Source organism: Streptomyces sp. NPDC094034 (assembly GCF_040303865.1).
Lineage (GTDB): Bacteria > Actinomycetota > Actinomycetes > Streptomycetales > Streptomycetaceae > Streptomyces.
Genome location: NZ_JBEOUD010000005.1, coordinates 181,222 through 194,184, shown reverse-complemented (window position 1 = coordinate 194,184; position 12,963 = coordinate 181,222). Strand labels below are relative to the sequence as shown.

The window sequence follows — 12,963 nt, the reverse complement described above, 5'->3', positions numbered from 1 at the left end:
GGCCAGACCACCGAGCCATAACCAAGGAGCGAGGACCGTATGACCACCCGGCTCATGCTCATCTCACCGGCGATGGACCGGGCCCTGCGCGAGGCCCGCTTCCCCCGCACCGGTGAACCGGCCGACGGCGGAGCCGCGGGCGACGCGCTGGACGCCCTCGGGCTGCGGCAGGCCGAAGCCGTACGGGAGACCTTCCCCGCCACCGCCACCACCTATGTCTCCCCTTCCGCCCGCTGCCGTCGCACCGCCGAGGCCCTTGGCCTGGACGCGAAGCCGCTGCCGGCCCTCGCACCCTGCGCCATGGGCGGCTGGCAGGGCAGGACCCTCGACGAAGTGGCCGCCGCGGAACCGCACGCGGTGGCCTCCTGGCTGTCGGACCCGGCGTCCGCCCCGCACGGCGGCGAATCCCTGCTGACGCTGCTCGCCCGCGCCGCCCACTGGCTCGACACGCTGGCCGACGGCACCCCTGGCGACGGCACACCGCGTGATGACACGCCCGACGACGGCACACCGCGGAGCGGCACCCCTGGTGACGGCACGGCCGGGGGCCGCGTCATAGCCGTCGCCGAGCCGGACATCATCCGCGCCTGCGCGGTGCACGCCCTGGGCGCAACTCCCGCGGCCTTCTGGCGCATTGACGTACGTCCCCTCACCGCCACGGAACTCAGCGGGCGGGCCGGCCGCTGGAACCTGCTCAGTGGCCGCCCGCTCCACAGCGCCACCCCCTGAGGCTCCCCCTGAGGCTGCCCCCCTGAGGCTGCCCCGGAGGACTGTCCCGTGCTCCCTGGCGGACCCACGCCCGTTCGCCGTGCGAAGAGAGGCGGTGTAGATGTAGGTACATGGCCGGACATATGGGTCGATCCTGGGCTCGGGCCCTGTCCGCCCGCTCCGGCCGACGCCCACGGAGCCGGTGGCATCGTCCGTCATGGCTGAACGTCCGCACGCTCGCCGGACAGGTCTTCATCCTGCAACTGGTGATCGTGCTGCTGCTCATCGGTTCCTCGCTGGTCTCGCTCCTCCTGGTGTCCCGGCGCGACACCGAACAAGAGGCACGCAACCGCTGTGTCTCCGTCGCCACCGCGTTCGCGAACTCGCCCGGAATCGTGCCCGCCCTGCGGGCACCCGACCCGTCCGCGATCCTCCAGCCGCGGGCCGAGGCGGTCCGCAAAGCCTCCAGCGTCGACTTCGTCGTCGTACTGAACACGAAGGGGATCCGGCTCACCCACCCCAACCCCGCGCGCATCGGAGAGCACTTCATCGGCACCATCGGTCCGTCGCTGAAGGGCCACACCATCACCGAGACCGTCCCGGGGACCCTCGGTCCCTCCGTACGCGCGGTGACCCCCGTCAAGGACATGAGCGGAAAAGTGGTCGGCCTCGTGTCGGCGGGGATCACCATCAGCAAGGTGAACAGTCTCGCCAACCGCGAGATCCCCATCGTCCTGGGCGCCGCCGCCGCCTCGCTCGCCCTCGCCACCGGCGGCACGGCGCTGGTGAGCAGCCGGCTGCGCCGTCAGACCCATGGGCTGGAGCCCGTCGAGATCGCCCGTATGTACGAACACCACGACGCGGTCCTGCATGTCGTACGCGAGGGGGTGCTCATCGTCGACGGCGACGGCCGGCTGGTGCTCGCCAACGACGAGGCGCGCCGTCTCCTCGATCTGCCCGCGCGTCCGGAGGGCCGCTCCGTCACCGAACTCGGCCTGGACTCCCAGATGGCCGATCTCCTGGCCTCGGGACGCCGTGCCACCGACGAGGTGCTGTCGACCGGAGAGCGGCTGATCGCGGTGAACAACCGCTCCACGGACCGTGACGGCGGCCCGCCGGGCAGCGTGGCGACACTCCGCGACACCACCGAGCTGCGCGTGCTCACAGGCCGGGCGGAAGTGGCGCAGAGACGCCTCAAGCTCCTGTACGACGCGAGCGTGGAGATCGGCACCACCCTCGATGTGCCCAGGACCGCCGAGGAACTGGCGCGGGTGGCGGTGCCGCGGTTCGCCGACTTCGTCACCGTGGATCTGGCGGACGCCGTACTGCGCGGAGAGGACCCGGCGTCGGTCAACGCCTACTCCGAGCTGCGCCGTACGGCCGTGGTCGGCATCCACGACGACCACCCCTTCTACCCGCTGGGCGCGCACTTCACGTTCCGTCCCACCACACCGCAGGCATGGACCCTGCGGAGCGGGCGCGGGACCTTCGAGTCCGATCTCGCCCGGGCAGGCGGCTGGAAGGCCCAGGAACCCGAGCGGACGGCCCGGGTCGTCGCGTACGGCGTCCACTCTCTCGTCACGGCCCCGCTGCGCGCACGGGGCATCCTGCTGGGGCTCGTCATCTTCTGGCGCTCGGAGCGGCCGGAGCCCTTCGAGGAGGAGGACGTGTCCCTCGCCGAGGAACTGGCCAACCACGCGGCGGTCTGCATCGACAACGCACGCCGCTACACCCGCGAGCACACCATGGCGGAAACCCTCCAGCGCAGTCTGCTCCCCCGGCGGCTGCCCGAGCAGACCGCGCTCGATGTCGCCTACCGGTATCTGCCCGCGGAGGCGGGGGTGGGCGGCGACTGGTTCGATGTCATCCCGCTGCCCGGCGCCCGCGTCGCCCTGGTCGTGGGCGATGTCGTCGGACACGGCCTGCTCGCGGCCGCGACGATGGGCCGGCTGCGCACGGCGGTCGCCAACTTCTCGACTCTCGATCTGCCGCCCGACGAGATCCTCTCCCATCTGGACGATCTGATCACCCGCATCGACCACGACGAGGGCATCGCGGGCGGTGGCGCCGTCGTCACGGGCGCGACCTGTCTGTACGCGATCTACGATCCGGTGACCCGGCTCTGTTCCATGGCGCGGGCCGGCCATCCGCCGCCCGCGCTGGTCGGCACGGACGGCAGCGTGGAGTTCCTCGATCTGCCGGCCGGGACTCCGCTGGGGCTCGGCGGACTGCCGTTCGAGACGGTGGAGCTGCGGCTGCCCGAGGCCAGCCTTCTGGTGCTGTACACCGACGGGCTCGTCGAGGACCGCGACCGGGAGATCGACGACGGGCTCCGCCTGCTGCGCGCCGCGCTGTCCCAACCGGACCAGGACCCGGAGGCGGCCTGCACGGCGGTGGTCGAAGCGCTGCTGCCCGACCGCCCGAGCGACGACATCGCGCTCATCGTCGCCCGTACCCGTGTGCTCCAGCCCGACCGGATCGCGGAGTGGGAGGTGCCGTCCCATCCCTCGGAGGTGTCCCACGTACGCGCCGCCGTGGCCCGGCGGCTGGCGGACTGGGGGCTGGACGAGCTGGCGTACTCCACCGAGCTGATCCTCAGCGAGCTGATCACCAACTCCATCCGCTACGCCCTCGGCCCGATCAAGGTGCGGCTCCTCCGCGACCGGGCCCTGATCTGCGAGGTCGCCGACTTCAGCAGCACCTCGCCGCATCTCAGATACGCGGCGGCCACCGACGAAGGGGGCCGCGGCCTGTTCCTCGTCGCACAGTTCACGGAACGCTGGGGCACCCGGTACACCGCGGAGGGCAAGGTCATCTGGGCCGAGCAGGCGCTGCCGCCGGACGCCGCACCGGCCACGGAGAGCTGACGCTCCACGAACGTGCGACGGCCGCCCCACGGCCACCCCACGACCGCGTCACGGCCGCGTCACGGACGGCCCCACCCCGGATCGCGCCCGGTCATGGCCAGCAGGGTCTCGAACGGACCCGCGTCCTCACCCACCGGCACCGGCTCCCCGAACACCCCCATCTTCCGCGCCGTCGGAGCCAGCGCCCCGAACTCCGCCACGAGCATCCCGACGAGCGCCGCGTCCGGCTCGTACGGCTGCCCCGTGGCCCGCGCCAGATCCCATCCGTGGACGGCCAGATCGCCGACCACCATCGCGCCCACCGTCCTGGCCGGCATCGCCATGGCCCCCGTGGTGCCCTCCTCGGCGCCCGGCCGCGCCCACGCCTCGATGAGCCGTACGGTCTCGTCGGCGAACCGGTCGCGCCACGCCCCCGTCAGATGCTCGGGCGCGGCGCCGAAGTCGGAGTCCTTCTTGGCGGCCAGCGCCTGGAAGTTCACGATGACCTGGAAGAGATGGTCGACGAGGGCGTGTACGTCGTACTCCGCGCACGGGGTCGACGCGGTGAGCTGGTCGTCGGTGATGGTGCGGACGACGGTGACGGTACGGTCGGCCGCCACCTCCAGAAGCCTGCTGATGGTCTCGTTCATGGCCGTGACCATAGGAAACGACGCTCCCAGGCGTCTTGAACAAACGCGACATAGGATCCGGACATGGCAGGACCGGGAGCACGGCCGGGACCGGCAGACCCGGCGGGACCGGGAGGACCGGCGGCACCAGGAGGACCGGCGGGACCAGGAGGACCGGCGGCACCAGGAGGACCGGCGAGACCGGGAGGACCGGCGAGACCGGCGGGACCACGGCGTGACACCCGGGGCATCGTCGACGCCCCCGGGCTCTTCGCGCGGGTACGGTTCCGGCGCCGCGAGCCCGCCCCGGCCCTGCGGCCGTATCTGGAGCACTACTGGCTGATCGACTGGGATCTCGAACAGCCCTACACCTCCTATGTCGTGCCGCACCCCTCGGTCAATGTCGTCTTCCAGCGCTTCGGCCCCGGCCCGGACAGCCCGGCCTTCGCCGAAGTCGCGGGCGTCGGCCTGGAACTGTTCGCCCAGAAGCTCACGGGGCGGGGGCGGGTGTGCGGAGTGCAGTTCAGGCCGGGCGGCTTCCGGCCGTTCGCGCCGCGGTGGCCCGTGTCGCGGTGGACAGGGCGGCGCGTGCCGATCGCCGACGTCATGCCGGCGACGGACGCGGACATCGCGGCGGTGCTCGGCCCCGCCGGGGAGGACGCCCGGGTGGCCGCGCTCGACACGTATCTGCTGGGCATCGGCCCGCACCCGGACCCGCGGACGGCGCGGGCCATGGCGCTGGCCGACCGGATCCGTACCGACCGGACGATCCGGCGCGTGGCCCGGCTCGCCGAGGCGGAGGGGGTGTCGGTGCGCTCACTGCAACGGCTCTTCGCCACGTATGTGGGGGTGGGGCCCAAGTGGGTCATCCTGCGCTACCGCATTCACGAGGCGCTGGAGCGCGCGGAGTCGCAGACGCATACGGGTTCCGGCTCCGGCCCGGAGGTGGACTGGCCGGAGCTGGCCGCCGAACTCGGCTACAGCGATCAGGCCCATCTCGTACGGGACTTCACGGCGACGGTCGGGGTGCCGCCGACGGCGTACGCCAGCCCCCAGGACACCAGGCCCCACGCCCCCGAACCTCCGGACGCCGGACCCCAGGACACCGAACCCCAGGACACCGAACCCCAGGCCCCCGAACCTCCGGACGCCGGACCGCAGGACGCCTGAGCATCAGAATCCGGACGCCCGGATGTCAGACCCCGGCCCTACAGTGCGTGACATGGAGAGCGAAGCGCCGCGCGTGCGGCTGGATCCGTGGTCCGAGGGCGATCTCGGCCTGCTCCGCGCCATGAACGCACCGGAGCTGATGAGCCATCTGGGCGGCCCGGAGACCGAGGACCAGCTGCTCACGCGGCAAAGACGGTACGTGGACCTGAGCGCGGACCGGACGGGCCGGGGCCGGATGTTCCGGATCGCACTGCTGCCGGCCGACGAGGCCGTCGGCACGATCGGGTTCTGGGAGCAGACCTGGCGGGGACAGCGGGTGTACGAGACCGGCTGGGGCGTGCTCGCCGCCCATCAGGGGCGCGGCATCGCGGCGGCGGCAGCGGCGGCCGTCGTGGAGAAGGCGCGCGCCGAGAGCAAGTACCGCTATCTGCACGCCTTCCCGTCGGTCGACAACCGGTCGTCGAACGCGCTGTGCCGCCGGGTGGGTTTCTCGCTCCAGGGCCCGTGCCGCGTCGAGTACCCGAAGGGGCGTCTGATGCGCGCCAACGACTGGCGGCTCGACCTCGCCCCCGGCGTCGGCGGCACGGAGGACCCTCGGGAAAGCCCTGGCCCGGCCCCCGCGTCCAGTGACATCCTGACGACGTGAACGGACCGGAGATCCACATCGATTTCGCCCCTGAGCTGCGCCTCTTCGTCCCCGCCGAGCGGCGTCGTGGACGTACGCCCCTGCGCACCGACGGGGCGTCCACGCTCGGTCACGCCGTCGAATCGCTCGGTGTCCCGCTCACCGAGGCCGGCGCACTGCTCGTGGACGGCCGTGAGGTCTCCGCCTCGCACATCCCCGCGGCGGGCGAAACCGTCGAGGTACGGGCCGTGAGCCGTCCCCAGCGGGTGCCGGGCGCTCCCCTGCGCTTTCTGCTCGATGTCCATCTCGGCACGCTCGCGCGACGGCTGCGGCTGCTCGGCGTCGACGCGGCGTACGAGAACGAGGACATCGGTGACCCGGCCCTGGCCACCCTCTCCGCCACCGAACGCCGGGTGATGCTGTCCCGGGACCGGGGGCTGCTGCGCCGCCGCGAGATCTGGGCCGGGGCGTATGTCTACAGCGACCGCCCCGACGCCCAGCTCCGGGACGTCCTGGAGCGCTTCTCGCCCGCCCTCGCGCCCTGGACCCGCTGCACCGCCTGCAACGGCGGCCTGGGCCCCGCCGACAAGGCGACCGTCCAGGAACAGCTGGAGCACGGCACCCAGCGTTCGTACGACGTCTTCGCCCGGTGCACGGCCTGCGGCCAGGTGTACTGGCGCGGTGCGCACCACGCCCGGCTGGCGGCGATCGTCGAGGACGCGGTGCGGGAATTCGGCGACGCCGCGGCGTAGGTCCTGTCCGATCGCTCGTCCCGGCGGTCCGGGAGGTTTCCCCGGACGGTCAGAAGACGTACGGGTCCCCGGTGGCCGGGACCAGCACCCGGTGCCGGTGGTTCTCGGGGTTCGGGTCGCTCGCGCCGCCGTTCCAGTGAGTGTCGATGTGCACGACCACCTCGACCGGTCTGCCCGCCGTCTTCAGATCAAGGGCGGTCTCCGGGCTCCGCCCGCCCGCCCGCAGCTGCCCCGCACGGCAGAGCACCGCCCGGTCACCGTCCCGCAGACAGTTGGCCGGCAGGCTCTGCCCGGCCGCCAGGGAGACCGAGAAGGCCAGCCGCACGGTCGCGTCCGCCGTCGCGGACGGGCCGTGGTTCTCGGACTCGAAGCGGACGGTCAGCTGTTCGCTCCAGAGTGACGCGTGTCCGTGGTGCGAGAGATCGGCCTCCGGCACGACGGCACCGACATCGGCACCCGTACCCCCACCCCCGCCCGCGTCCGCGTCCGCGTCCGCAGCGACACCGGGACCCGCGCCCATCACCACCGTCACCACCGCCGTGAGGGCCGACACCGCCACCAGCAACGCCTTGCGCTTGACACCCATGGCGGGAACATACCGATCATCACACCGCGAATCGGGCCTCCCTCAGGCCCGGCGCGCCCCCGGTCACCCACATGACACCCCGGCCCCGTGCCCGGCCTCACCACCACGCTCCGGCCGACCGGCGAGTTCGGCCCGCCTATCCTGGCCGGGTCCGACATCGATCATCGATCACACGCGCGAGGAGTTACGTCATGACCGCCGCGGGGACCCCCATCGCCGTCATCACCGGAGCGAGCAGTGGCATCGGCGCCGCCACCGCGCGCCAACTCGCGACCGCCGGCTATCACGTCATCGTCACGGCCCGCCGCGAGGACCGTATCGAGGCGCTCGCCGCCGAACTGACCGCCGCCGGGCAGCGCGCCTCCGCGTACGCCCTCGATGTCACCGACCGCGCGGCCGTCGACGCCTTCGCCGCCGAACTGGACCGCTTCCCCTCCGTGAACGTCCTGGTCAACAACGCCGGGGGCGCGCTCGGCGCGGACCCGGTGGCCACCGGCGACCCCGCCGACTGGCGCCGGATGTACGAGACGAACGTCCTCGGCACGCTCAACGTCACGCAGGCGCTGCTTCCCGCCCTCACCGCGAGCGGCGACGGCACGGTCCTGGTCCTCTCCTCCACCGCCGGTCTCGGCACGTACGAGGGCGGCGCGGGCTATGTCGCGGCCAAGCACGGCGCCCATGTCCTCGCCGAGACGCTGCGCCTGGAGATCGTCGGCACACCGGTCCGGGTGATCGAGATCGCCCCCGGCATGGTCAAGACCGAGGAGTTCGCCACCACCCGCTTCCACGGCGACACCGAGAAGGCGGCGAAGGTCTACGCGGGCGTCGCGGGACCCCTCACCGCCGACGATGTCGCCGACACGATCACCTGGGCGGTCACCCGCCCGAGCCATGTCAACATCGACCTGCTGGTGGTACGCCCGCGCGCCCAGGCCTCCAACTCCAAGGTCCACCGCGAACTGTGACGCCTCAGGCGGCGGGCATCGAGGACCATGGGCGGCGCCATGACAAACCGCACAAGTAACTCGATCGAGTGCTCGAACCGGGTTGGTCTGTGTGGATGCGCAGTTGACCGTACGGTCGGTCGCACAACAGCACACAGAGGGGCCCAAGGCCGGGATTGTCCTCCCTGTCTTGGGCCCGACCACTAAGGAAGCGAGACCTTCCCGTGGCTGAACGCGCGCATAACGCGCACCAACACACCCTCGATGACGCCTTTGGCATCGAAGCCACAAGATTCATGGACCTTGAGGACGCCAACTACGCCTATATGTTCGGCTTTTTGCAGGCCGACGGGCACCTGGCCCAAGGCGTCGGCCGGAAGGGCCGTCTCACCGTCGAAATCAATGTGCGTGACATCGGGATCCTGCGTGAGTTTCAGCTGTTGACCCCGTACAACAGCTCCATCTCGGAGCGCACCCGCTCCACGAACTTCGCTGAGAAGCATCACTCCGCGACCTGGACCCTGTGCTCCCTCGAAGCCAGGACCACGCTCAACCAACTCGGACTGCCCTACGGACGCAAGTCCAACAAGATCGCTCCACCCCGGGTCCCGTTCTCCCGCCGCGACTACCTGCGGGGCGTCATCGACGCGGACGGCTCTGTCGGCTACACAGGGCAGGGGTATCCATTCATCTCACTGACAACGGCCAGTACGGCTGTCGGCGCCTACCTCTGCCGCTACGCGCGACAGCTGACAGGCGCCGGTCGCATGATCAAGCGCAATGCCCGCGACGGCATCTATAACGTCGTCTACACGAAGGAAGCAGCCATGCGGCTGGCCGAAGACCTCTATTACTCGGACTGTCTGGCCGTGGAACGAAAGCGGAAGTCAGCCCACGCGCTCGCCTCCTGGAAGCGTCCCGTCGATATGAAGGTCGCTCCCCCGCGCAAGCGCTGGACGGATGCGGAGGATCGTGTCCTTCTGGAGGCAGGCAACCCCGCGGAAGCGGCCCAAGCACTCGGCAGAACGCCGGCGAGTTGCAGCCTTCGCCTCTGGCGCCTGAAAACCGGCCAGGCTCCGACGCCTTCGCGGAAACCGCTCACGCACTGACCTGCCGAGCAGTCGGCCCCCGAGCTCAATGCCGGGGGCCGATTCCCGTGCCGGGGAGCAGAAGCATCGCGTCCCCCACGCGTCAGCCCTTCACACAGACGACTTGCCTCAGTTTCTCCACCACTTCGACCAGATCCCGCTGCTGGTCGATGACCTGCTCGATCGGCTTGTACGCGGCCGGGATCTCGTCCACGACGCCGGAGTCCTTACGGCACTCCACGCCCCGGGTCTGCTCCTCCAGGTCCCGCGCCGAGAACCGGCGCTTGGCGGCGTTGCGGCTCATCCTCCGGCCCGCGCCGTGCGAGGCCGAGTTGAAGGCCGCGGTGTTTCCGAGCCCCTTGACGATGTAGGTGCCCGTGGCCATCGACCCGGGGATAATCCCATATTCGCCGGAGCCCGCGCGGATCGCGCCCTTGCGCGTCACCAGCAGATCCATGCCGTCGTACCGTTCCTCGGCGACATAGTTGTGATGGCAGCTGATTTCCTGCTCGAAGGTGACCCGCGCCTTCTTGAACTCCCGGCGCATCACATCTTTGAGCAGCCCCATCATGATCGCGCGGTTGTACTGCGCGTACTCCTGCGCCCAGAACAGATCGTTGCGGTAGGCGGCCATCTGTGGCGTGTCAGAGATGAAGACCGCCAGGTCACGGTCGACCAGTCCCTGATTGTGCGACAGCTTCTGCGCGACGCCGATGTGATATTCGGCCAGTTCCTTGCCGATGTTCCGGGACCCGGAGTGGAGCGTGAGCCACACCGACCCCTGGGAATCGAGGCTGAGTTCAAGATGGTGGTTTCCGGATCCGAGCGTTCCCATCTGCTTCGTGGCGCGTTCCTGACGGAATTTGACCGAATCGGCGACCCCATCGAACCGTCCCCAGAAATCCGCCCAGCCCGACGTCGCGAAACCGTGCATCCGTCCCGGATCCACCGCCTCGTCGTGCATGCCACGGCCCACCGGAATCGCCTGCTCGATCTTGGAGCGCAGCCGGGACAGATCACCCGGCAGATCGTTCGCCGTCAGGGACGTCTTCACCGCCGACATCCCGCACCCGATGTCCACACCCACCGCCGCCGGGCAGACCGCTCCGTGCATCGCGATCACCGAACCGACCGTCGCGCCCTTGCCGTAATGCACGTCCGGCATGACGGCGAGGCCCTTGATCCAGGGCAGTGTGGCAACATTCCGGAGCTGCTGCATGGCGCCTTCTTCGACCGTCGCGGGGTCCGCCCACATCCGGATCGGCACCTTCGCGCCCGGCATCTCTACATACGACATAACCCCTCGATTCCCCCGAAAGTCTCATAACGCAAAAGCCGGAACCAGAGCCGTCAAAAGAGACAGCCGACCAGCATCGACGGCGTTGCGTGCGATAGACATTGTGTCCATCGACCGTCATCAGGCGGCAAGCAGTTTTCGCGTGGAGCCCCGCGCGGAACCCCGTACAGAAAGGAGCCCGGGACCGTGCAGCCAAAGGCGCGCAAGGCGTACGTACCCGGCCTGGCGGCGCTCCTCGTGGTGGTGGTCGCCGGCTGCTCGGGGGGAAGCGGCGCGGACGGCGCCGTCACCGACACCAAGCCGGGCGGCCCCACCACCGCCACCGCCGCCCAGCCCGGTAAATACCGCACGCTCCGCGAGGCCTGCGGCTCCGTACCGCGCTCCATGCTCAAGGATCTCCTGCCCGGCGCCGCCTCGCTCCCCGAGGACCAGCAGGCGAAGGTGTACGAGGGCACGGCCTCCGTGACGTACGACACCGACCGCCGCGTCGGGTGCAGCTGGAAGGCCGCCTCACCCGACGCGTCGAACCAGCTGATGATCGATCTCGAACGCGTCGTGTCGTACGACCCGGCCGTGAGCGACGCCGACCGGGCCCAGGCGGTCTACACGACGAAGGAGACCGCCGCGGGGCTGTCGTCGGCCGACGCCTCCGGGACGCCGAGCGGCACCCCCACCGCCTCCGGTTCCGGCACGGACATCGGTACGGGCACGGGTACGGGTGCGGGCACCGCCCTCGGCACGACCCCGCAGACCGGCGCCCCCTCCGCTTCCGGGACCCCTTCCGGCGCGCCCTCCGGGACGCCGTCAGGCGGCACGACCCCCGACGGCCTCGAACCGCGCGTCCTCGACAGCCCCGGCGACAACGCCTTCCTCGACGACGTCCTCGCCCGCGCCGGCGCGGCCGCTCAGCGGCGCACGGTGAGCGTGGTCTTCCGCACATCGAATGTGATCGTGACCGTCCGGTACACGGAGCAGTCCGCCCACCTCGCCGTGGTCCCCGACAGCGAAGAACTGCAGGACAAGGCGCGAGGACTGGCCGAAACGCTCAACGAGCAGCTCAACGAATAGCCGCCCTCGTCCCCGCCGTCCGCCTGGGGCGCGCGGGGTCGGGACTCCCGCTCAGGGGGCCCGCGGACCCGGCTCGGCGGTTACCGTGGCCGATCGGACCGTATGACAACCGACCGACTGAAGGAACCATGCACCGTTCAGCCTCGCGACTCACCCGCATACTCGCCTGCGCAGCCGTTCCGGTGATGCTCGTCGTCGCCGGCTGCTCGTCCGACTCCGGCGGCGGGAGCGATGCCGACGGCTCCTCGTCGAGCCCCAGCACCGCACCGGCCCCGAGCGTCACCCCGGCCAAGTACAGCGGGCTCCCCGACGCCTGCGACACGGTCGACGAGAAGACGGTCGGCTCGCTCGTTCCCAAGGTCAAGAACAAGGGCGGCACGGCGGCGAGGTCCAGCGACATCGACACCCGCGGCAGCTGCTCCTGGAACGGTCTGGACGACAAGGGCGTCAAGGGCTCGCAGTACCGCTGGCTCGATGTCTCCCTCATGCGGTACGACTCCGACGCCACGCTCGGCAGCGGCGCCAAGCGCGCCGGGGAGTACTACGCGAAGGAGGTTGCCGGGGCCCAGGGCACGGCGGGCGCCAAGAGCGTCAAGTCGGTCGCCACGGCCGGCATCGGCGACCAGGCGACGCTGGTCACGTACACCCTCAACAAGACCGACGAGGACTTCGCGTACGCCACGGTCGTGACCCGCGCGGAGAATGTCGTGATCACCCTCACCTACAACGGCGCGGGTTACGCGGGCGCGAAGTCGCCCAGCTCCGCCGATCTGACGAAGAACGCGGAGAAGGCGGCCAAGGAGGCCGTCGCGGCGGTCACCGCAGGCTCCGAGGACGCGCCGGGCGCCGGGGAGGGCTCGAAGGCCGGGTCCGAGGCTCCGTCGGGGTCGGCGTCGGCCAAGTCCGGCTGAGGCTGTCCGAGGCCGCCCGAGCGCGGCTCCGAGGCCGCGCGAGCCCGGTCGGCCGACCGGCATGAGTCGCGTCGATCGCTCGCGTCGATCGCTCCCGCGGACCCCTCGCGTCGACCGCTCGCGCCGCCCCCTCGCGTCGACCGCCGACGCCCACCGCTCACGTCGACCCCTCACGTCGACCGCCGACGCCGACCACTCTCGCCGGCCCGTCACGTCGACCGCCGACGCCGACCCCTCACGCCGGCCCGTCCGCCACGGGGCGTTTTCTCCGCTTATCCACGGGGCCCGGGCCTCTCCCGAAGGCCGGGCTCCGCTCCCCGCGCCACGCCGTACACACTC

At 70.9% G+C, this 12,963-nt stretch carries 12 protein-coding genes; 9 read left to right on the top strand and 3 right to left on the bottom strand.

The genetic code is table 11. From position 1 onward, the window contains the following. Positions 1-39: 39 nt before the first annotated feature. Positions 40-729, top strand: coding sequence for a histidine phosphatase family protein (locus tag ABTZ59_RS07610; RefSeq protein WP_351392208.1), 690 nt, complete (start codon positions 40-42; stop codon positions 727-729). A 122-nt stretch (positions 730-851) separates the two neighbouring features. Continuing rightward, positions 852-3,575: a SpoIIE family protein phosphatase gene (locus ABTZ59_RS07605; RefSeq protein ID WP_351392205.1), complete on the top strand. Its 2,724-nt coding sequence runs from the start codon at positions 852-854 to the stop codon at positions 3,573-3,575. A 59-nt stretch (positions 3,576-3,634) separates the two neighbouring features. Here the strand turns inward: ABTZ59_RS07605 and ABTZ59_RS07600 are convergent, their stop codons facing one another. Continuing rightward, positions 3,635-4,204, bottom strand: a complete 570-nt coding sequence (locus ABTZ59_RS07600) for a TIGR03086 family metal-binding protein (RefSeq protein ID WP_351392202.1) — start codon at positions 4,202-4,204, stop codon at positions 3,635-3,637. A 63-nt stretch (positions 4,205-4,267) separates the two neighbouring features. Between ABTZ59_RS07600 and ABTZ59_RS07595 the strand changes: the two genes are divergently transcribed. The 3 genes from ABTZ59_RS07595 to ABTZ59_RS07585 are packed head-to-tail and all read left to right on the top strand — an operon-like array spanning position 4,268 to position 6,730. Beyond that, a complete protein-coding gene (locus ABTZ59_RS07595) occupies positions 4,268-5,353 on the top strand; it encodes a DUF6597 domain-containing transcriptional factor (protein WP_351392200.1) in 1,086 nt (361 codons plus the stop codon). 52 nt (positions 5,354-5,405) lie between these two features. Then, positions 5,406-5,999 carry a GNAT family N-acetyltransferase gene (locus ABTZ59_RS07590; RefSeq protein ID WP_351392196.1) on the top strand — a complete coding sequence of 198 codons (594 nt, stop codon included), beginning with the start codon at positions 5,406-5,408 and terminating at the stop codon, positions 5,997-5,999. Then, on the top strand, positions 5,996-6,730 hold the full coding sequence (locus ABTZ59_RS07585; RefSeq protein WP_351392193.1) for a Mut7-C RNAse domain-containing protein: 735 nt from the start codon (positions 5,996-5,998) through the stop codon (positions 6,728-6,730). Before ABTZ59_RS07590 ends, ABTZ59_RS07585 begins: the two co-directional genes overlap by 4 nt. A gap of 49 nt (positions 6,731-6,779) precedes the next feature. Here ABTZ59_RS07585 and ABTZ59_RS07580 read toward each other — a convergent pair whose 3' ends face one another. Continuing rightward, positions 6,780-7,316, bottom strand: coding sequence for a hypothetical protein (locus tag ABTZ59_RS07580; RefSeq protein ID WP_351392191.1), 537 nt, complete (start codon positions 7,314-7,316; stop codon positions 6,780-6,782). Positions 7,317-7,507: 191 nt separating this feature from the next. Here ABTZ59_RS07580 and ABTZ59_RS07575 point away from each other — a divergent pair, with 191 nt between their 5' ends. Together ABTZ59_RS07575 and ABTZ59_RS07570 are read left to right on the top strand one after the other, a co-directional pair. Further along, positions 7,508-8,281 (top strand): SDR family NAD(P)-dependent oxidoreductase, encoded by a 774-nt coding sequence (locus ABTZ59_RS07575; protein ID WP_351392188.1) that lies wholly within the window; start codon positions 7,508-7,510, stop codon positions 8,279-8,281. A gap of 203 nt (positions 8,282-8,484) precedes the next feature. After that, on the top strand, positions 8,485-9,369 hold the full coding sequence (locus ABTZ59_RS07570) for a hypothetical protein (protein ID WP_503002301.1): 885 nt from the start codon (positions 8,485-8,487) through the stop codon (positions 9,367-9,369). Between the two features lie 82 nt (positions 9,370-9,451). Here the strand turns inward: ABTZ59_RS07570 and ABTZ59_RS07565 are convergent, their stop codons facing one another. Next, the gene (locus ABTZ59_RS07565; RefSeq protein ID WP_351392186.1) at positions 9,452-10,645 is read right to left on the bottom strand and encodes an RtcB family protein; all 1,194 of its coding nucleotides are present in this window, start codon (positions 10,643-10,645) and stop codon (positions 9,452-9,454) included. A 186-nt stretch (positions 10,646-10,831) separates the two neighbouring features. Here ABTZ59_RS07565 and ABTZ59_RS07560 point away from each other — a divergent pair, with 186 nt between their 5' ends. Beyond that, complete coding sequence (locus tag ABTZ59_RS07560; protein ID WP_351392184.1) at positions 10,832-11,713, top strand: DUF3558 domain-containing protein; 882 nt, start codon at positions 10,832-10,834, stop codon at positions 11,711-11,713. Positions 11,714-11,841: 128 nt separating this feature from the next. Continuing rightward, positions 11,842-12,624: a DUF3558 domain-containing protein gene (locus ABTZ59_RS07555; protein WP_351392181.1), complete on the top strand. Its 783-nt coding sequence runs from the start codon at positions 11,842-11,844 to the stop codon at positions 12,622-12,624. Positions 12,625-12,963 lie beyond the last annotated feature (339 nt).

Bases quoted from the DNA above. Each gene is read 5' to 3' on its own strand.
- ABTZ59_RS07610 (WP_351392208.1), top strand. From the start codon at position 40: ATGACCACCCGGCTCATGCTCATCTCACCGGCGATGGACCGGGCCCTG.
- ABTZ59_RS07605 (WP_351392205.1), top strand. From the start codon at position 852: ATGGGTCGATCCTGGGCTCGGGCCCTGTCCGCCCGCTCCGGCCGACGC.
- ABTZ59_RS07600 (WP_351392202.1), bottom strand. From the start codon at position 4,204: ATGAACGAGACCATCAGCAGGCTTCTGGAGGTGGCGGCCGACCGTACC.
- ABTZ59_RS07595 (WP_351392200.1), top strand. From the start codon at position 4,268: ATGGCAGGACCGGGAGCACGGCCGGGACCGGCAGACCCGGCGGGACCG.
- ABTZ59_RS07590 (WP_351392196.1), top strand. From the start codon at position 5,406: ATGGAGAGCGAAGCGCCGCGCGTGCGGCTGGATCCGTGGTCCGAGGGC.
- ABTZ59_RS07580 (WP_351392191.1), bottom strand. From the start codon at position 7,316: ATGGGTGTCAAGCGCAAGGCGTTGCTGGTGGCGGTGTCGGCCCTCACG.
- ABTZ59_RS07575 (WP_351392188.1), top strand. From the start codon at position 7,508: ATGACCGCCGCGGGGACCCCCATCGCCGTCATCACCGGAGCGAGCAGT.
- ABTZ59_RS07565 (WP_351392186.1), bottom strand. From the start codon at position 10,645: ATGTCGTATGTAGAGATGCCGGGCGCGAAGGTGCCGATCCGGATGTGG.
- ABTZ59_RS07555 (WP_351392181.1), top strand. From the start codon at position 11,842: ATGCACCGTTCAGCCTCGCGACTCACCCGCATACTCGCCTGCGCAGCC.